Origin of the sequence: Stenotrophomonas sp. ZAC14A_NAIMI4_1, assembly GCF_003086915.1 — a bacterium.
In the GTDB taxonomy this organism is placed as follows: domain Bacteria; phylum Pseudomonadota; class Gammaproteobacteria; order Xanthomonadales; family Xanthomonadaceae; genus Stenotrophomonas.
In genome coordinates this window covers 4,083,375-4,100,430 of sequence record NZ_CP026002.1, presented here as the reverse complement: position 1 = coordinate 4,100,430, position 17,056 = coordinate 4,083,375, and the positions used below count along the sequence as shown (strand labels likewise).

Sequence of the window (17,056 nt, the reverse complement as noted above, 5' to 3'; positions counted from 1 at the left end):
GGCGGGGCGTTGCAGGCGCGGTGCCGGGGCAGGCCCGGCACCGCGGTCCACGTTACTGCGGCAGCACTTCCAGGGTGGCGACGTAGCTCAGGCGGCGTTTGGCGGCCTGCTTCACCGAGGTCTTGTTGTCTTCGGTGCCGGTTTCCAGCCAGTACATGCCGGCTTCGGGCCAGGTCACCTTGATCTCGCCCTTGGCGTCGCTGGTCAGCTTCAGCTCGTCCTGCGCGTTGCGGTAGCGGGTGGCGCCACGCACGATCTCGAATTCCAGGCCGGCGGTCGGCTTGCCATCCACCAGCACGCGGAAGGTGGCTTCCTCGCCAGCGAACAGATCGTTCGGATGGCCCACGGCCACCAGCTCGATGCCGCGGTTTGTCGGCTTCAGCGCGGTGGCGTTCGGTGCGCCGTTGGTGACGAAGGTTTCCACGCGGCCCACCGACTGGCTCACTTCCAGCTTCTTCGCATCCTTGGGCAGTTCGCCGAAGGTCGCGGCGGTGCCACGCCAGCGCTTGCGCTCGCCGTTCTGTTCGTAGGTGGCGAACAGGCCGTCATTGACCGAGGCGATGCGGTAGGTACCCTGCTGCTTCAGCTCGATGTCGAACACGCTGCGGTACTTGCCGGTGGCGGCGTTCTGCGGCTGCACGCTGCTGCCGTCCGGCGCGGTGATCACCAGCGATTCCAGGCGCAGCGGCACGTGGTTGAAATAGAACAGGTCGTTGGAGACCGCACCGTCGACGGTGATCCACGGCGCGTTGCCGGCGATGACGGTCTGCGAGGGGAGCAGCCAGGCCTTGTGGGCCAGGGCGGAGAACGGAAGGGCAGCGGCCAGGGCGGCGGCTAGGACGAGCGTGCGCTTCATGCGGAAAACTCCAGGGACGTTGGGTGGGTGGGGTCAGAGCCCTTCCTGCGGAAGGGATCCGACCCCGGGGTCGGATCCCTTTCCAACGGAAAGGGCTCTGACCCCGAGGTCATGCAGTTACGGCTTGACGGCGAGGGTGACCTGGCCCAGCTCGGTGGCGCCCTGCGCCTTGCCGTTCTGCGCGGCGGTGGCCGGCCAGGTGAAGGGGATCTTCAGCAGTTCGCGGCCGCCGACTTCGCGCACCGCTTCCACCACCAGGGTGTAGCTGCCCGGAGCCAGCTGCTTCAGGGCCGGCTGCTGGTCGTTGAACGACAGTGCGTGCTTGCCCGCCGGACGGGTCGGACCGGTCACGCCATCCACCGGCACCTGCAGCGTGCGGCCGCTCTTGCGCCACCACTGGCGCAGGTCGGGCAACCACTTGGTGCCATGGCCTTCACTGTTGCTGGTCTGCTGGTACCAGACCGACAGGTTGGCGGCCACCTTCTGGTCGGCGCCTTCCAGCCACACGGCCACATACGGGCGGTGGTATTCGGCGACGTTGAGCTTGGGCACTTCGACGTTGATGTCGAGGGTGGCGGCATAGGCCGGCGAGGTGGCCAGCAGGCCGCTGAGGGCGATGGTGAGGGTGACGCGCATGGGGCGGCTCCGGAGGGAACGGATGGAAGTCAGTGGATCAGCAGCAGAGCGATCAGCAGCGGGATCATCAGGCCCAGGCCGACCAGCGGCCAGGTCATGCGCCGCTGCCGCGCATGCAGGTGCAGCAGGAACAGGCCGGTGATGCAGAACACCAGGCAGGCCACCGCGAACAGGTCCAGGAACCAGCCCCACGCCGGGCCCGCGTTGCGGCCCTTGTGCAGATCGTTGAGGTAGGACACCGCGCCGCGCGAGGTCGATTCGTATTCCACCGCACCGCTTTCGCGGTCGATGCTCAGCCAGGCGTCGCCACCGGGGCGCGGCAGCGACAGGTAGATTTCTTCCGGCGACCATTCGGCGGCGCGCCCGCCGATGCCGATGTCCAGCTGCGCATCCAGCCATTGCCGGGCCGGCAGCGGAATGGGAGCGTTGCCGTCTTCGCGGTCACCCAGCGCGCCAAGAAGCTCAGCCGGCAGTTCCAGCTTCTGGTTCTGCACCTGCGGTTTGGCTTCGATCTTCGCCGCGTGGTTCAGGGTCAGGCCGGTGGCCGCGAACAGCAGCATGCCGATCAGGCACACCGCCGAGCTGATCCAGTGCCACTGGTGCAGCGTACGCAGCCAGAAGCCACGGCTCTGTTGCTGCTGCACGGTGGAGGACACGGGACGGCTCACGGTGTTGTTCGGGGCGGGTGAAGACTACCCATTACAGCATTAATGAGAATGGCTCGCAATTAGGTGTCGTTGTGTATCCCGTGCGGGAAGAACCCGGGCAATGCCGGCCAGCGGCCGGCACTACCGGTGTGCAGTAGATCCACGCCATGCGTGAATGCCACAGCAGCGCAATGCCGGCCAGCGGCCGGCACTACCGGTGCAGTAGATCCACGCCATGCGTGGATGCCACAGCAGCGCAATGCCGGCCAGCGGCCGGCACTACCCGGGGCGCGATCAGAACTTCGCGTTCAACGAGATCCAGTAACTACGGCGCTGGTCCTTGGTTGCATAGTCATCCACGCAGTTGAATTCGCTCTGGCTGATCAGCAGGCACGACTGCGAGACGAAGTCCTTGTCCAGCAGGTTGTTGACGCGTGCATTGACGGTCAGCCACGGCGTGGCATCCCAGCTGCCGCCCAGGTGGAAGATCGTGTAGTCCTGGTAGTAGCGGTTGTGGCTGGCGCCGCTGGCATCGAGGATGGTGTCGCGGTAGCGGTCATAGCGGCCTTCGCCGATCAGCGACAGGCTGATGGCATCGTTGAGCTGCCAGTTGAGGCTGGCGTTGGCCATGTGCTTGGCCGGGGTGGTGCCGGCGATCGGCAGGCCCTTCTGCGCGCCGCTGGTCTGCTCGCTCTTGGTCCAGGTGTAGTTGCCGCGCAGCTGCAGGTTCTGCAGCAGGTCGACGTGCGCGGCCATTTCCACGCCACGCGTTTCAGCCTTGTCGATGTTCACGCTCTGGGTGAAGGTGCTGTAGCCCAGTTCCGCCCAGCCCGGTCCGATGTCCACGCAGTAGCCGCTGCCGGCCGGCGCCACTTCGCAGTTCGGGAAAGTGCCGCCGCTGGCGATCTTGTCATCGAACTTGTTGATGAAGCCGGTGACGTTCATGCCCCAGCGCTGGCCTTCGTAGTACGCGGCCAGCTCGTAGTTGGTGCTGGTTTCCGGCTTCAGGTTGGGCGAGCCCACCAGCGGCAGCACGCCCTGGCCGCCGAAGCCGCTGATGCCGGGGAACAGCTGGTCCGGACGCGGGGTCTTGTAGCCGGTGCTGACGCCGCCCTTGAGGGTCCAGGCGTCGCTGGCATTCCACACCAGGTAGCCGCGCGGGCTGACGTGGCTGCCGAACACGTTGTGGTCGTCGTAGCGCAGGCCGAAGGTCGCGGTCAGGGTGTCGGTCAGCGACCAGTTGTCCTCGGCGAACAGCGCCCACATGCGGTGCTTCTGCTTGGTGTTGCTGCGGTAGCCGGCGCCGTCCATGCCGAACACGCCGTCGATCATGTCGGTGTCGTTGTACTGGCCGCCGACGGTCAGCTTGTGCGCGCCGAAGTCGAGGTCGAGCATCGTGTCCAGCACGTAGCCTTCCAGTTCCATGGTGCGCAGCGGGCGCGGCAGGAACGCCTGCAGGCGCGCCATCTCCTCGGCGTTGAGCGCACCCAGCGCGTTGCTGCGGCCGGCGGCGCAGTTGCTGGCGGCGCCGGTGCGCTGGCAGACGTCGTTCCACAGGGTCTGCAGGTTGGCGCGCTCGTCCAGGGTGAGCGGCAGCGAGCGGCCGAGGTTGTTGCTCTTGCTGTGGGTCAGCGAGGTCTGCCAGGTGCCGAAGCTGTAGCGGCCCTGGTGGGTCAGCGACAGCTGGTCGCGCTCGTAGCGCTGGTAGGCGGTGTAGCCCACGCGCGGCTGCACCACGCGGCGGGTGATCGTGCCGCTGCCGTTCGGGTTGGGGATGACCGCGTTGCCGACGCGCCACAGGCTGGCCAGGCTGTCCAGGGTGCCGGTCTGGCCTTCACTGTTGTCGTACTTCTGCCGCGAGACGTCGTAGTCCAGCCACAGCTCGTGGTCGTCGTTGATGCGGAAATCCAGGCGCAGGCCGGTGTTCCAGTTGGTGTTGGCCACCGACTTGCCGCCGCCACCGAAGCCGATGCTGCGCTCCCACGGCGTGCCATCGGGCAGGGTCAGCGCATCCCATTCGGGGTTGGACGCCTTGGCGTCGTAGTAGCTGCCGCGCACGGCCATGCTGATGCGGTCCTTCAGCAGCGGGCCGCTGAGGTAGACATCGGTGGTGCGCGCATCGCCGAACTGGTCGTCCTGCTGCACGGTGAAGCCCTGGCTGAGCGAGCCGTGCCAGCTGTCCTGGTTGCGGCGGGTGATGATGTTGATGACGCCGCCCATGGCATCCGAGCCGTACAGGGTGGACATCGGGCCGCGCACCACTTCGATGCGCTCGATCGCCTCCAGCGGCGGCAGGTACGAGAACTGGCCGCCGCCGAAGTTGTTCGGGTACAGCTGGCCGACATTGCTCTGGCGGCGGCCGTCGATCAGCACCAGGGTGTATTCGGAGGGCAGACCACGCATGGAAATGGTGGCGCGGCCGTTCTTGTCGGTGGCTTCCAGACCCACGTCGATGCCTTCGACGTCGCGCAGCGCATCGACCAGGCTGGTGTACGGGCGCTTGCTCAGCTCCTCGCGGCTGACCACGCTGATGCTGGCCGGCGCATCGACCACCTTCTGTTCGAAGCCGGAGGCGGTGACCACCACCTTGTCCAGGGTCTGCGGGGCGGCGGCTTCGCCGTGGGCGAAGGCGGGGCTGGCGAAGGCGGCCAGCACGGCGGTGGTCAGCAGGTGGCGGGACAGGGACGAACGGACACGATGGCGCTGGGCCATGGCAGTAACCTCGAAGGATGCAGGGTGGTGCGATGCCAGCGCGGAACGCGTGGCATGCACGGGGAGCCCCGGTCAGGGGCAGCAGGGATGCAGCAGGGGATGAAGCAGGCAGTGGCGCGCAGGCGCGACCGCAGGCGCGGTCACGAAGGGCCGGAGATCAGGCCAGCGGCGGCGCCTGGCCGCGTTGCTGGCGGCGCCCGGGCGCATCGGCCCACGGCGTGTCCGGCGTGGCCAGGGGCCAGTGCGGACGGGCCCCGGCGTGGACCGGGGCGAGGGGAATCAGATCCAGTTCACTGCGCAGCCATTGGCTGGCCAGCAGCAGCGGCGGCGGTGCCTTGTCGGCGGCCTTGGTCGGCGTGCAGACGCAACGGCGCAGCTTGGCCGGCGCGTCTTCTTCCACCGGCACTTCACCACCGCGGCCTTCGAGGGGCTGCTGCCACGCCTGCGCGGCAGCCTCCGCCTGGCCGTGCGGCAGCAGCGGCAGGGTGCCCAGCAGCAACGCCAGCATCGCGACCCACGCCAACAGGCTGGCCAGTGTAGGGCGATGACCGCGCATGGCGGTACCGAACTGCACGAGGCGAAGCGGGCGAGGGCGGAACGGGCGACGCAAGGCAGGCAACCCCTGGGCGTACGCCGGACCATCCGGCGTCAACGGGGCGTGATTGTAATGAGAGCTGTTAGCGGTTGCAAATGAGAATGATTGCCAAAGTGTCGCAGGGCCGCTGCGCCGGCCTCAGACTTCGCTCCAGCGCCGCAGCAGGTTGTGGTACACGCCGGTCAGCTGCAGCACCGCAGTAGCGTCGCCGCCGGTCTGCCGCAGGCGTTCGATGGAGGTGTCCATCTCCCACAGCAGGCGCCGCTGCACATCGTCGCGGACCATGCTCTGTACCCAGAAGAACGAGGCCACGCGCGCACCGCGCGTTACCGGGTTGACCTGGTGCAGGCTGCTGGACGGGTACACGATCAGGTCGCCGGCGGGCAGCTTCACTTCGTGCTCGCCGTAGGTATCGCTGATCACCAGCTCGCCGCCGTCGTACTCCTCCGGCGCGGACAGGAACAGGGTGCAGGAGATGTCCGAGCGCAGCTGTTCGCCGTGGGCCAGGTTCATCACCGCGCCATCGACGTGGAAGCCGTAGGTGCCGCCGCCGCTGTAGCGGTTGAAGCGGGGTGGCAGGATCTTCAGCGGGAGCGTGGCCGCAAAGAACAGCGGGTTGCGCCGCAGCGCGGCCAGCACGCCCTGGCCGAGCTCGGCCTTCAATGGCGAGGCATCGGGCAGTTGCTCGTTGTGCTTCACCAGCGCGCCCTGGGCGCCGACGGTCTCGCGACCGTCGGCCCAATCGGCCGCATCCAGCCGCTGGCGCATCTGTGCCACCTCTTCCGGGGCAAGCACGTTGGGTATATGCAGCAGCATGGCGGTTCCTCGTCGATACGCGGGGGAGTCAGGCTCCCCCGCGCAGGTGCATCAGAAACGGACGTCCGCGCTGAGCAGGAAGGTGCGCGGGGCGCCCGGGGTGTAACGGTAGCCGCTCTTGTTGATGCTGGCCACGTACTGCTTGTCGAACAGGTTGTAGCCGTTCAAGCGCAGCGACACGTTCTCGTTGATCGCCCAGGACACCACTGCGTCATAGACCACATACGACTTGGTGAACGCCGGCGTGCCGACGGCACCGTCGGTACCGCGGTGCATGCCGGCGGCATAGCGGACGCCGCCGCCCACGGTAATGCCATGCGGCAGCACGTAGCTGGTCCAGCCGGTGAACGTATCGTCCGGGGTATAGACCAGGTTGTTGGTGCCATCGGCGGCCACCTTGGCACCATCCTTCACATCGGTGTTCAAGTGGCTGTAGCCTGCGCTGATCGACCAGTTCTCGGACACGCGGCCCACGGCAGACAGCTCAACACCCTTCACCCGCTTGCTGCCGGTCTGCGTCGGGTTGCCAGCGTCGTCCAACACGGTGGTGTTGATTTCGTTTTCCACATCGGTCTGGAACAGCGCCAGGTTCACCGCCAGCGCATCTTCCATGAAGGCCCACTTGCTGCCCACCTCGAAGGTCTTGGCCTTCTGCGGATCCAGCTTCGGGTTGTCGGCGCTGCTGGCCGAGCTGCTCAGCTGGAAGTTGGCGCCGCCCGGAGGCTGCTGCGAAATGGCGTAGTTGGCGTAGACGCTGACCGTGTCACCGACCTTGTACAGGGCACCCAGCTTCCAGTTCAGCAGCGTATCGGAGGCTTCCAGCGTGGGATTGCGCAGCACGGTGCCGGTGGGGTTGCTGCCACACACCGGGCCGCCACGGCCGCCACACACCGAGGCGCTGGCGTACTCGGTCCTGTAATGATCGGCACGCACGCCTGCGGTCAGCAGGAAGCTCTCGCCAAACGACAACGTATCGAACACGTAGGCCGAGGACGTGGTGGTCTTGCCGTGCGCGTCGGCACCGTTGTGTGCCCAGGCCAGGCCAGCCACGTTCCAGTCGGGGTTGTACAGGTTCGCTGCAGGCCAGCTGCTGCCACCGGTGGCGGCCTGGCCGTAGCTGTCCAGTTCTTCCCGGGTGAACTCCAGTCCGGCACTGAGGGCGTGGCCCACCGCGCCGGTGTTGAAGTCGGCGCGCAGGTTCAGCTGGTCGGTCAGGATGGTGTTGCGCTGGTCCTTGAAGGTCGGCAGGCTGCGCGCGATCGCGTAGGTCGAAAGATCCGCTGCGTTGGTATAGGTGATGTTGCCGGTCGGCCGGCCGTTGGCGCCGCGCACGCCGGTGCCCATGAAGGCGGTGAGCAGGTAGTCCTGTTCGGTGCGGCCCCAGCGGGCGGTGTTGGTCAGGCGCACGTTGTCGTTGAAGTCGTGCTCGAAGCGGAACGTGGCCATCTTCGCGGTGACGTCGTCGTGGTCGGCGCGGGTACCGTAGAAGTTTTCCGGGTCCACCGGATGGCCGGCCAGTGCTTCCAGCGTCGGTTGCGGCGTCCAGCCGGGCAGGCCCAGGGTCGGCACGCCGCCATCGGGCACGTTGTCCTGCTTCACATAGAGCAGGTTGAGGTAATAGCGGGTTGCGGTGCCCAGGCCGAAGGCCAGCGACGGCGCGATGCCCCAGCGCTTGTTCTGCACGTGGTCGCGGCCAGGCTGGTCGCTGTCCTGCCACATGCCATTGATGCGCAGCGCGCTGGTTGCGCCCAGCGACTGGTTCCAGTCGGCGGTGGCGCGGCGCTGCTGGTCGCTGCCTACGGACACGCTGGCCGAGGTCGCATCCTGCAGGTTGGCCTGCTTGCTGACCAGGTTGATCGCGCCGGTCGGCGCCGAGCGGCCGTTGTCGGTGCCGGCCGGGCCCTTGGTCACTTCCACCTGCTCGATGTTGAAGACATCGCGCGAGATCGAACCCAGATCACGCACGCCGTCCACGAACAGGCTGTTGGAGGTGTCGAAGCCGCGCATGAACAGCGCATCGCCGGTGGTGGTGTTGCCGTTCTCGCCGGCATAGAAGGTGCCCACGCCCGGGCTGTTGCGCAGCGCTTCGGTGAGGGTGGTGGCGCCCTGCTGGTTGAACAGGTCGCTGGTGATGACCTGGATCGTCTGCGGCGTGTCCTGCAGGCGCTGGGTGAACTTCGGCGAGGCGACCTTGTCGGCTTTGTAGCCGCGGGTGGCGTGGACGTCGATCTTGTCCAGCGTGCGGGCATTGTCGGTGGCGTCTGCCATGGCCACGGCGGGCAGCGCGGCCAGGCCGAGGCCGGCGGCCAGGCTGGCGGTGGCCAGGGGCAGTGAACGAAGCGGGGAGGCGTGCTTGCGGCTCTTGATCGAGGTCATGGGATGGGCTTTGCCAGGGGCAGGAAGGCCCCGTCGACGCGGCGGTCGGCAGGGCGGTTGGCGCGGGGGGAATCCGGTACGGAAACGCGGGGGCTGCGCCGGTGCCGGCGCAGCGGCTCAGCTCAGCAGGGCTGGAGGTGCGTGCGAGGGCGGCTGACGACGGCCCGCCAGGCGTACCGCTGCTGCGGCGCGCACAGGCAGGCGCAGGGTCTGCGGGCCCGACAGCGGGACGAGAAGGCACAGGCGGTTCAGCAGGGGCGGGCTGTCGCCGTGGCTGCCTTCTGGGCCGGATTCGATGCGCGGGGCCAAGGGCTCGGGTGGTGGCAATTCGCCGGCACGCCCACTGGCGTGTTCATCCAGCGCCGCTGCAGAGGGGGACAGGGTTGCGTCCCCGGATACACGGCGGCCTTCCTGCAGCGCCGACCACCCCAGCCACAGCGCCAGCAGCGCGGCCACGAGCAGCGGCCACCCCTGACGGGCGAGCAGGCACAACGCGGCGATGGGTGCAGGCGAAGCCAAGGTGCGGTCCGTTACAAACCGTTACCAATCAGGCGCGCAGGATAACATCAACGATAATGATTCGCATCTGCGCATTTGGCAGCGGCGGTTGGGCGGTGCGCAGGGGTGCTGGGAGGGTGCTCAGGGGGCGCGGGTGGCCAATCTGTAGTAGATCCACCCCATGGATGGATAACGGACGGCGTGGGCGGGGGGCGGGCGCTCGGGCGCGCCCCCGCTCGGATCACTCGCGGTCGTCGCGGGTCCAGATGGCGTCGTGTTCGCGCTTCACCGGGAACTTGGGCGCCGGCGAATAGGCCGGGGCACACAGGGCGCGGCCATCACGCACATCGAAGCGCGCGCCGTGCAGCACGCACTCGATGCTGCCTTCGGCGGTGTTGAACTCGCCCGAGGACAGCTCGAATTCCTCGTGCGTGCACTGGTCTTCCAGCGCATACAGCTCGCCATCGAGGTTGAACACCACGATGGGCGTGCCGGTCACTTCATCGAACACGCTCTTCATTTCACCCGGCAGCAGCTCGGCGCCGGCGCAGACGAAGGTCCAGGCCTCGCTCATGCCGATGCCCCGGCCAGCGGCTTTTCCAGGATTTCAAAGCGCAGGTCGTCGCGCTTGGGGATGCCGAAGCGCTCGTCGCCATAAGGGAACGGCTTCTTGATGCCGGTGCGCTGGTAGCCGCGGCGCTCGTAGAAGGCGATCAGTTCGTCGCGCACGTCGATCACCGTCATCTGCATGACCGGCACGTTCCACTCGCGCGCGGCATGGGCTTCGGCCGCGTCCATCAGCTGCTTGCCGACGCCACCGCCCTGCTGGGCCGGGTCGACCGAGAACATGCCGAAGTATCCCTTGCCGTCGACATCGGCAACGTGGGCGCAGGCGACGAGGCGGCCCTCGCGCTCAGCCAGCAGGATGGTCGAGCGCGGGCGGTCCAGGTCGCCCTGGATGCCCTCGGCATCGATGCGGGCGCCGTCCAGAAGGTCGGCCTCGGTGGTCCAGCCGGCGCGGCTGGCGTCGCCGCGGTAGGCCGAGGTGACCAGGGTGATCAGGGCAGGGATGTCGGCCGGCGTGGCGGCACGAAAAGTCAGGGTGCTCATGCCGCCATTCTAGGTGGGGCAGGGGCGCCCGCAAAATGGCGCGGGGTCAGATCCCTTTCGCAGCGCGAAAGGGCTCTGACCCCTGGGTACCGGCTATGCTCACCGTTCATCGCTTTCCCGCAGGAGGCAGGAATGAACAGGCAAAGCGGAGGCGGTGTGGCTGCGAAGGTCGTGACGCTCGGTCTGGTCGTGGCGCTCACCACCCTTCTGGCGCGCATGGATGCCTCCGTTGCGGGCAGGGACGCTGCGTTCAACAGCTTTGCCTGCCCGAGGTTCAACCCGACGCGTGCACTGCCTGTCGCGCTGGAGGAACTGCGCGCGCACCCGGTCCGCTACCAGGGCCGCTTGGTGAAGGTGCGTGGCGCGTATGTCGATGGCTGGGAAATGTCGGCGCTGCAACCTGGGCCGCCGGTACGTGACCCGTGGGCGGCGGACGGCATCTGGGTAGTGGGCATTGCGCCGATGACGCTGCCGACGGAGCAGTCCGTTGAAATGACCGGAATCGTGTCGGCGGCACGACCCGATGCGATGTTCGGCAAGGGGCATCTCGGCAAGTGGCCGGTCGAGCTGTGCGTGTCGTCGGTGCGGCGGTTGCATGCGTGACCGGGCGGATGGGGTCAGAGCCCTTTCGCGTGCGAAAGGGATCTGACCCCATCTACCTACCCAGCGCCAGGCAATAGCCCGACTGCGGCGCACGCGACGCCAGCAGATGCTAGGGGTCAGATCCCTTTGCGCAGCAAAGGGCTCTGACCCCCTTCGCTTCCGGAGACGCCAATGCCTCGCCCGCGTCGTATCGATGCACCTGGCTACCCGCAACACGTCGTCCAGCGTGGAAACAACCGGCAAGCAGTTTTCTTCAGTAGCGCTGATCCTGCGCTGTACCTGGGACTGCTTCGCGACTGTGCGATCGAACATCACTGCCGGATTCACGCCTATGTCCTGATGGGCAACCACGTGCATCTACTGGTGACGCCGGATGCGCCCGCCGGGTTGTCACGGATGATGCAGGCGGTGAACCGTGCGTACGTTCGACGGGTGAACGTACGGCAGCAGCGCACGGGAACCCTGTGGGAAGGGCGCTTCCATTCCACGTTGGTGGATACGGATCGCTATCTGCTGGCCTGCCAGCGCTACATCGAGCTGAACCCGGTGCGGGCGGGGATGGTTGCGCATCCCGGGGACTATCGTTGGTCGAGCTATCGCGCGAATGCGAACGGCAGGGCGAATGCATTGCTCGTGCCGCACTCGGCGTTTGAGCTGATTGCCACTGATGTGAATGAGCGGCGCAGGCGCTATGCCGAGTTCATCGAGCAGGGTATTCCTGCGCAGGATCTCGCTTCTATACGGAAGGCGGTGCAGTCGCAACGACGGATGGGCGGGACACTGCTGGGGTCAGAGCCCTTTCGCGGTGCGAAAGGGATCTGACCCCGGATATCTGACCCCGGTCTGTGGGCTCAGCCCAGCAGCTTGCGTACCTTGGTCAGCGCAGCCATGAAGCGCTCGATCTCGGCGTGCGTGTTGTAGAACGCCAGCGAGGCACGGCAGGTGGCGGCAACCCCGTAATACTGCAGCAGCGGGTGCGCGCAGTGCTGGCCTGAACGTACGGCCACGCCTTCCAGGTCCAGCAGGGTGGCCAGGTCGTGCGCGTGCGCGCCGTCGATCAGGAAGGACACCACAGCGGCCTTTTCCGGTGCTTCGCCGAGGATGCGCAGGCCATCGACCTTGCGCAGCTCTTCGGTGAAGTGCGCCAGCAGCTCGGCCTCACGCGCTTCCACGTGCTCCAGGCCCAGGCCCTGCAGGTAATCCACGGCCACGCCCAGGCCGATGAAGCCGGCGATGTTCGGGGTGCCGGCTTCGAACTTGTGCGGGGCGTCGTTGAACACGGTGCCGTCGAAGCTGACTTCCTTGATCATCTCGCCACCGCCGAGGAACGGCGGCATGGCGTCGAGGTGCTCGCGGCGTGCCCACAGCACGCCGGTGCCGGTCGGGCCGCACATCTTGTGGCCGGTGAGGGCGTAGAAGTCGCAGCCGATCGCAGCCACGTCGACCTTGCGGTGCGGCACGGCCTGCGAACCATCGACCACGGTGATGATGCCGCGCTTGCGCGCTTCACGGCAGATCTCGCGCACCGGGTTGACCGTGCCAAGCACGTTGGAGACGTGGGCCACGGCCAGCAGCTTGACCTCGGGGGTCATCGCGCGGCGCAGTGCATCCAGGTCCAGCGCGCCATCGGGGGTGATCTCGGCCACGCGGATCGTTGCACCGGTGCGCTGGGCGACCAGCTGCCACGGCACGATGTTGGCATGGTGTTCCATGCGCGAGACCAGGATGACATCACCGGCTTTCAGCCGCGGCAGCGCCCACGAGTACGCCACCAGGTTGATGGCGAAGGTGGTGCCGCTGCACAGCACCAGTTCGCTGCTGCGCACGTTGAGGAAGCGGGCCAGCTTGTTGCGCGCGCCCTCGTAGGCGTCGGTGGCCTCGGTGCCCAGCGCGTGCACGGCACGGCTGACGTTGGCGTTGTAGCGGCGGTAGAACTCGTCCACCGCGCCGATCACCTGCACCGGCTTCTGGCCGGTGTTGGCGTTGTCGAAATACACCAGCGGCTTGCCGTGCACTTCGCGCATCAGCAGCGGGAAGTCGAGGCGGACGCGGTCCCAGTCGGGCGTGCCGGCGGGGGATTCGATCGGGCGCGGCGTGGACAGGTTCATGCCACGCCTGCCTCGGCCAGGGCCTTGTCCAGGCGGCGCGCCAGCTGTTCGCGCAGCGCTTCGGGCAGCACCTTCAGCGGTTCGTGGCAGAACGCGGCGCTCAGCAGCGCCTGTGCCTGCGGCTGCGGCAGGCCGCGCGAGCGCAGGTAGAACAGCGCATTGGCATCGAGCTGGCCGACGGTGGCACCGTGGGCGGCCTTCACTTCGTCGGCGTCGATCACCAGCACCGGCTGGGTGTCGATCTCGGCGTCGGCCGACAGCAGCAGGTTCTTGTTGGACAGGTTCGCGTCGGTGCCGTCGGCGCCTTCGCGGATCTGGATGCCGCCATGGAACACCACGCGGCTGCGGTTGGCGGCCACGCCGCGCCACAGCAGCTCGCTGCTGGTGTCACGGGCGATGTGATCGATGCCCAGGCGGGTATCGACATGGCGGCGGCCATTGCCGAGCAGCACGCCATTGGCGGTCAGCTGGGCGTTGTCGCCTTCCAGGCGCACGTTCAGTTCGTGGCGGCTGAGCGCGGCGCCCAGTTCCAGGTCCACGCGGTGGTACTGGGCATCACGCGCCAGCACTGCATCGGTACGCAGGAAGCTGGTCTGGCGCGCGCTGCCGGCCTGCACGCGGGCATGCTTGAGCACGGCGTCGCGGGCCACGTGGGCATGCAGCACGGTATTGTCCAGGTGCGCCGAATCGCCCACGCTGAAACGGTGCTCGACCACGCCAAGGCTGGCGCCGGCACGCAGTTCGATCAGGTGGCGGTGGTGCCAGGCCAGGTCGGTATCGCCGGCCACGCTGGCGAACACCAGCTGCAGCGGCACCTCGACCTGCACGCCTTCGTCCACGCGCAGCACCACGCCTTCATCGGCCAGCGCAGCATTGAGGCGGGCGAACACGTCGTCGCTGCGCTCGTAGCGGCGGCCGAGGAAACGCGCGGCATCCTCACCGGCGGCCAGCGCCGAGGACAGCGGCTCCAGCTGCACGCCAGCCGGCAGGCCGTGGGTGTCGCTGAGCGCGTCGCTGAGGCGGCCGTTGACGAACACCAGGCGCGGTGCCGGGACGTCTTCCAGCACGGCCACGTCCAGCGCCGGCGGCGACAGCGGCGCGGCGGCGAAAGCGCGGCGCTCCAGCTGGCGCAGCGAGGTGTACTTCCAGGCTTCGCTGCGGGCAGCCGGCAGGCCATCGCGCAGCACCGTGTCGAGCACTTCGCGGCGCGCATCGCTGCCGCAGAAGGCCTGGGCCATCGAGTCGAGCAGGGCGCTCATCAGACCGCCGCCTCGCGCACCACGCGATCCTTGAGGAAATCGTAGCCGTGCGCTTCCAGTTCCAGGGCCAGTTCCGGGCCACCGGTCTTGACGATGCGGCCATCGGCCAGCACGTGCACCACGTCCGGCTTGATGTAGTCCAGCAGGCGCTGGTAATGGGTGATGACCAGGAACGAACGGTCAGCCGCGCGCAGCGCGTTGACGCCGTCGGCCACGCTCTTCAGCGCGTCGATGTCCAGGCCCGAATCGGTCTCGTCGAGGATCGCCAGCTTCGGCTCGAGCACGGCCAGCTGGAAGATCTCGTTGCGCTTCTTCTCGCCACCGGAGAAGCCTTCGTTGACGCCACGGTGCAGCAGTTCGTCCTTCAAATGCAGCACGGCCAGCTTCTGCCGCACCAGCTTGAGGAACTGCATGGAATCCAGTTCGTCCTGGCCACGTGCCTTGCGCTGGGCATTGAGCGCGGCGCGCAGGAAGTAGGTGTTGTTCACGCCCGGGATTTCCACCGGGTACTGGAAGGCCAGGAACAGGCCGGCGGCGGCGCGCGCTTCCGGATCCTGGTCGAGCAGGTCGCTGCCTTCGAACTGCACGCTGCCTTCGGTCACTTCATAGCCGTCACGGCCGGCCAGGACATTGCCCAGGGTGGACTTGCCGGCGCCGTTGGGGCCCATGATGGCGTGCACCTGGCCAGGCTTCACTTCCAGGGACAGGCCCTTGAGGATTTCCTTGTCGCCGATGCGGGCGTGGAGGTTGTCGATCTTCAGCATGATACGAATCCAGTAGAGCCACGCCATGCGTGGCTGAATAATCAGAACGAGGGCAGCAGGCGGGTCAGCCGACCGAACCTTCCAGCGAGACTTCCAGCAGCTTCTTGGCTTCCACTGCGAATTCCATCGGCAGTTCGCGGAACACCTGCTTGCAGAAGCCGTCGACGATCATCGACACCGCGTCTTCCTGGCTGATGCCACGGGCGCGGCAGTAGAACAGCTGGTCGTCGGAGATCTTGGAGGTGGTGGCCTCGTGCTCGACGGTCGCGCCCGGGTTCTTCACCTCGATGTAGGGGAAGGTGTGGGCACCGCACTGCTTGCCGATCAGCAGCGAATCGCACTGGGTGTAGTTGCGCGCGCCATCGGCGTTGCGGTCGACCTTCACCAGGCCGCGGTAGGTGTTCTGGCCGCGGCCGGCGCTGATGCCCTTGCTGACGATCTTGCTCTTGGTGCGCTTGCCGACGTGGATCATCTTGGTGCCGGTGTCGGCCTGCTGGCGGTGGTGGGTCAGCGCGACCGAGTGGAACTCGCCCACCGAATCGTCGCCCAGCAGCACGCAGGAGGGGTACTTCCAGGTGATGGCCGAACCGGTCTCGACCTGGGTCCAGGTGACCTTGCTGCGCGCACCACGGCATTCGGCACGCTTGGTGACGAAGTTGTAGATGCCGCCGACGCCGTTCTCGTCGCCCGGGTACCAGTTCTGCACGGTGGAGTACTTGATCTCGGCATCTTCCAGCGCGACCAGCTCGACCACCGCGGCGTGCAGCTGGTTCTCATCGCGCATCGGCGCGGTGCAGCCTTCCAGATAGGACACGTAGGCCTTGTCCTCGCACACGATGAGGGTGCGCTCGAACTGGCCGGTATGGCCGGCGTTGATGCGGAAGTAGGTGCTCAGTTCCATCGGGCAGCGCACGCCCTTGGGAATGAACACGAAGCTGCCATCGGAGAACACCGCCGAGTTGAGCGCGGCGAAGTAGTTGTCGCCCACCGGCACCACGGTACCCAGGTACTGGCGCACCAGCTCCGGGTGTTCCTTGATGGCCTCGGACATCGAACAGAAGATGATGCCCTTCTCGGCCAGCTCCTTGCGGAAGGTGGTACCGACGGACACCGAGTCGAACACCGCGTCCACCGCCACGCCGGCCAGCTTGGCGCGCTCGTGCAGCGGCACGCCCAGCTTGTCGTAGGTATCGAGCAGTTCCTTGGGCACGTCATCCAGCGAGGCGTACTTCGGGCCCTTCGGCGCGGAGTAGTAGCTGAGCGCCTGCAGGTCGATCGGGGCGATCTGCAGCTTGGCCCAGTTCGGCATCGGCATGGTCAGGAAGTGGCGGTAGGCGTCCAGGCGCCACTGCGTCATCCACTCCGGCTCTTCCTTCTTGGCCGACAGGGCGCGGATGGTGTCCTCGTCCAGGCCCGGCGGCAGGGAGTCCGATTCGATCTCCGTGATGAAGCCGGCCGAATACTTGCGGCCGAGCTGCTCATGGATCTCGCGGTTGGGGGTGTCGTCGTGGGCGACGGTTTCGATGGTTTCGGTGGCCATGGGGGGCTGCCTACGGATCAGGAGACGACGTCGACAGCGATGGTGCGGCGCTGTTCGTCATCGACAAGGGGAAGGGGGGGCAGGATCTGGGCGAGGGTGACATCGCGCAGGGCCTCGGAGACCACATCGTTGATCAGCCGCCAGCTGCTGCGCGCGCCGCACTTGGGCGCCATGCCGCACTGGTGGTGGTCGTGGCTGCATTCGGTCAGGGCCAGCGGCCCTTCCATCGCTTCGACCACCTCGAACAGCGAGATCTCGATGGACGGGCGGGTCAGCCGGTAGCCCCCGCGGACGCCGCGCAGGCCCTCGACCAGGCCGGCCTGGGCCAGCGGCTTGAGCACCTTGCTGACGGTGGGCGGTTCCAGACCGGTGAATTCGGCCAGCTCGGTCGCGCTCAGCACTTCACCCGGGCGGGCGGCAAGCACGGTCAGCACGACGGTGGCGTAATCGGTAAGTTTGGTGACGCGCAACATGGGGGATGCGAGTGGTTCTTAAAGCGGACTGAAATTGTACGCTTTTCTTCGCCGGCATCCAAC

At 67.1% G+C, this 17,056-nt stretch carries 17 protein-coding genes; 2 read left to right on the top strand and 15 right to left on the bottom strand.

Annotated elements, in window-relative coordinates; genetic code table 11:
* Positions 1 to 52 precede the first annotated feature (52 nt).
* From C1926_RS18735 to C1926_RS18690, 10 genes are all read right to left on the bottom strand, one after another.
* A complete protein-coding gene (locus tag C1926_RS18735) occupies positions 53 to 856 on the bottom strand; it encodes a DUF4198 domain-containing protein (protein ID WP_108760239.1) in 804 nt (267 codons plus the stop codon).
* A 117-nt stretch (positions 857 to 973) separates the two neighbouring features.
* The gene (locus tag C1926_RS18730; protein ID WP_108760238.1) at positions 974 to 1,492 is read right to left on the bottom strand and encodes a DUF2271 domain-containing protein; all 519 of its coding nucleotides are present in this window, start codon (positions 1,490 to 1,492) and stop codon (positions 974 to 976) included.
* 29 nt (positions 1,493 to 1,521) lie between these two features.
* Positions 1,522 to 2,160: a PepSY-associated TM helix domain-containing protein gene (locus tag C1926_RS18725; protein ID WP_108760237.1), complete on the bottom strand. Its 639-nt coding sequence runs from the start codon at positions 2,158 to 2,160 to the stop codon at positions 1,522 to 1,524.
* A 273-nt stretch (positions 2,161 to 2,433) separates the two neighbouring features.
* Entirely contained in the window at positions 2,434 to 4,851 is a 2,418-nt protein-coding gene (locus tag C1926_RS18720) for a TonB-dependent receptor (protein ID WP_108760236.1), read from the bottom strand.
* Between the two features lie 157 nt (positions 4,852 to 5,008).
* Positions 5,009 to 5,407, bottom strand: a complete 399-nt coding sequence (locus C1926_RS18715) for a hypothetical protein (RefSeq protein ID WP_108760764.1) — start codon at positions 5,405 to 5,407, stop codon at positions 5,009 to 5,011.
* Positions 5,408 to 5,584: 177 nt separating this feature from the next.
* The gene (locus tag C1926_RS18710) at positions 5,585 to 6,262 is read right to left on the bottom strand and encodes a Fe2+-dependent dioxygenase (protein ID WP_108760235.1); all 678 of its coding nucleotides are present in this window, start codon (positions 6,260 to 6,262) and stop codon (positions 5,585 to 5,587) included.
* A gap of 51 nt (positions 6,263 to 6,313) precedes the next feature.
* Positions 6,314 to 8,638 (bottom strand): catecholate siderophore receptor Fiu, encoded by a 2,325-nt coding sequence (locus C1926_RS18705; protein WP_108760234.1) that lies wholly within the window; start codon positions 8,636 to 8,638, stop codon positions 6,314 to 6,316.
* 117 nt (positions 8,639 to 8,755) lie between these two features.
* Positions 8,756 to 9,157, bottom strand: coding sequence for a hypothetical protein (locus C1926_RS18700; protein ID WP_108760233.1), 402 nt, complete (start codon positions 9,155 to 9,157; stop codon positions 8,756 to 8,758).
* A gap of 220 nt (positions 9,158 to 9,377) precedes the next feature.
* Positions 9,378 to 9,710 (bottom strand): non-heme iron oxygenase ferredoxin subunit, encoded by a 333-nt coding sequence (locus tag C1926_RS18695; protein ID WP_108760232.1) that lies wholly within the window; start codon positions 9,708 to 9,710, stop codon positions 9,378 to 9,380.
* Positions 9,707 to 10,246, bottom strand: a complete 540-nt coding sequence (locus C1926_RS18690; protein ID WP_079220948.1) for a GNAT family N-acetyltransferase — start codon at positions 10,244 to 10,246, stop codon at positions 9,707 to 9,709. The genes C1926_RS18695 and C1926_RS18690 overlap by 4 nt, the downstream gene beginning before the upstream one ends.
* A gap of 132 nt (positions 10,247 to 10,378) precedes the next feature.
* Here C1926_RS18690 and C1926_RS18685 point away from each other — a divergent pair, with 132 nt between their 5' ends.
* Positions 10,379 to 10,849: a hypothetical protein gene (locus C1926_RS18685; protein ID WP_159095153.1), complete on the top strand. Its 471-nt coding sequence runs from the start codon at positions 10,379 to 10,381 to the stop codon at positions 10,847 to 10,849.
* 171 nt (positions 10,850 to 11,020) lie between these two features.
* Positions 11,021 to 11,671, top strand: coding sequence for a transposase (locus tag C1926_RS18680; protein ID WP_108760230.1), 651 nt, complete (start codon positions 11,021 to 11,023; stop codon positions 11,669 to 11,671).
* A 29-nt stretch (positions 11,672 to 11,700) separates the two neighbouring features.
* Here C1926_RS18680 and C1926_RS18675 read toward each other — a convergent pair whose 3' ends face one another.
* The 5 genes from C1926_RS18675 to C1926_RS18655 all read right to left on the bottom strand — a co-directional run bounded on the left by C1926_RS18675 (position 11,701) and on the right by C1926_RS18655 (position 16,993).
* Positions 11,701 to 12,957, bottom strand: coding sequence for a cysteine desulfurase (locus tag C1926_RS18675; protein ID WP_079220952.1), 1,257 nt, complete (start codon positions 12,955 to 12,957; stop codon positions 11,701 to 11,703).
* The gene (gene sufD / locus C1926_RS18670; RefSeq protein ID WP_108760229.1) at positions 12,954 to 14,216 is read right to left on the bottom strand and encodes a Fe-S cluster assembly protein SufD; all 1,263 of its coding nucleotides are present in this window, start codon (positions 14,214 to 14,216) and stop codon (positions 12,954 to 12,956) included. The genes C1926_RS18675 and sufD overlap by 4 nt, the downstream gene beginning before the upstream one ends.
* Positions 14,216 to 14,980 (bottom strand): Fe-S cluster assembly ATPase SufC, encoded by a 765-nt coding sequence (gene sufC, locus C1926_RS18665; RefSeq protein ID WP_108760228.1) that lies wholly within the window; start codon positions 14,978 to 14,980, stop codon positions 14,216 to 14,218. Before sufC ends, sufD begins: the two co-directional genes overlap by 1 nt.
* Positions 14,981 to 15,044: 64 nt before the next feature.
* Positions 15,045 to 16,520 carry a Fe-S cluster assembly protein SufB gene (sufB, locus tag C1926_RS18660; protein ID WP_079220956.1) on the bottom strand — a complete coding sequence of 492 codons (1,476 nt, stop codon included), beginning with the start codon at positions 16,518 to 16,520 and terminating at the stop codon, positions 15,045 to 15,047.
* Between the two features lie 17 nt (positions 16,521 to 16,537).
* Positions 16,538 to 16,993 (bottom strand): SUF system Fe-S cluster assembly regulator, encoded by a 456-nt coding sequence (locus C1926_RS18655; RefSeq protein ID WP_079220957.1) that lies wholly within the window; start codon positions 16,991 to 16,993, stop codon positions 16,538 to 16,540.
* Positions 16,994 to 17,056: the final 63 nt, after the last annotated feature.

What these genes read in the sequence shown, in the direction of transcription:
- C1926_RS18735 (WP_108760239.1), bottom strand. Translation starts at nt 856, where the DNA reads ATGAAGCGCACGCTCGTCCTAGCCGCCGCCCTGGCCGCTGCCCTTCCG.
- C1926_RS18730 (WP_108760238.1), bottom strand. Translation starts at nt 1,492, where the DNA reads ATGCGCGTCACCCTCACCATCGCCCTCAGCGGCCTGCTGGCCACCTCG.
- C1926_RS18720 (WP_108760236.1), bottom strand. Translation starts at nt 4,851, where the DNA reads ATGGCCCAGCGCCATCGTGTCCGTTCGTCCCTGTCCCGCCACCTGCTG.
- C1926_RS18715 (WP_108760764.1), bottom strand. Translation starts at nt 5,407, where the DNA reads ATGCGCGGTCATCGCCCTACACTGGCCAGCCTGTTGGCGTGGGTCGCG.
- C1926_RS18710 (WP_108760235.1), bottom strand. Translation starts at nt 6,262, where the DNA reads ATGCTGCTGCATATACCCAACGTGCTTGCCCCGGAAGAGGTGGCACAG.
- C1926_RS18705 (WP_108760234.1), bottom strand. Translation starts at nt 8,638, where the DNA reads ATGACCTCGATCAAGAGCCGCAAGCACGCCTCCCCGCTTCGTTCACTG.
- C1926_RS18695 (WP_108760232.1), bottom strand. Translation starts at nt 9,710, where the DNA reads ATGAGCGAGGCCTGGACCTTCGTCTGCGCCGGCGCCGAGCTGCTGCCG.
- C1926_RS18690 (WP_079220948.1), bottom strand. Translation starts at nt 10,246, where the DNA reads ATGAGCACCCTGACTTTTCGTGCCGCCACGCCGGCCGACATCCCTGCC.
- C1926_RS18685 (WP_159095153.1), top strand. Translation starts at nt 10,379, where the DNA reads ATGAACAGGCAAAGCGGAGGCGGTGTGGCTGCGAAGGTCGTGACGCTC.
- C1926_RS18680 (WP_108760230.1), top strand. Translation starts at nt 11,021, where the DNA reads ATGCCTCGCCCGCGTCGTATCGATGCACCTGGCTACCCGCAACACGTC.
- C1926_RS18675 (WP_079220952.1), bottom strand. Translation starts at nt 12,957, where the DNA reads ATGAACCTGTCCACGCCGCGCCCGATCGAATCCCCCGCCGGCACGCCC.
- sufD (WP_108760229.1), bottom strand. Translation starts at nt 14,216, where the DNA reads ATGAGCGCCCTGCTCGACTCGATGGCCCAGGCCTTCTGCGGCAGCGAT.
- sufC (WP_108760228.1), bottom strand. Translation starts at nt 14,980, where the DNA reads ATGCTGAAGATCGACAACCTCCACGCCCGCATCGGCGACAAGGAAATC.
- sufB (WP_079220956.1), bottom strand. Translation starts at nt 16,520, where the DNA reads ATGGCCACCGAAACCATCGAAACCGTCGCCCACGACGACACCCCCAAC.
- C1926_RS18655 (WP_079220957.1), bottom strand. Translation starts at nt 16,993, where the DNA reads ATGTTGCGCGTCACCAAACTTACCGATTACGCCACCGTCGTGCTGACC.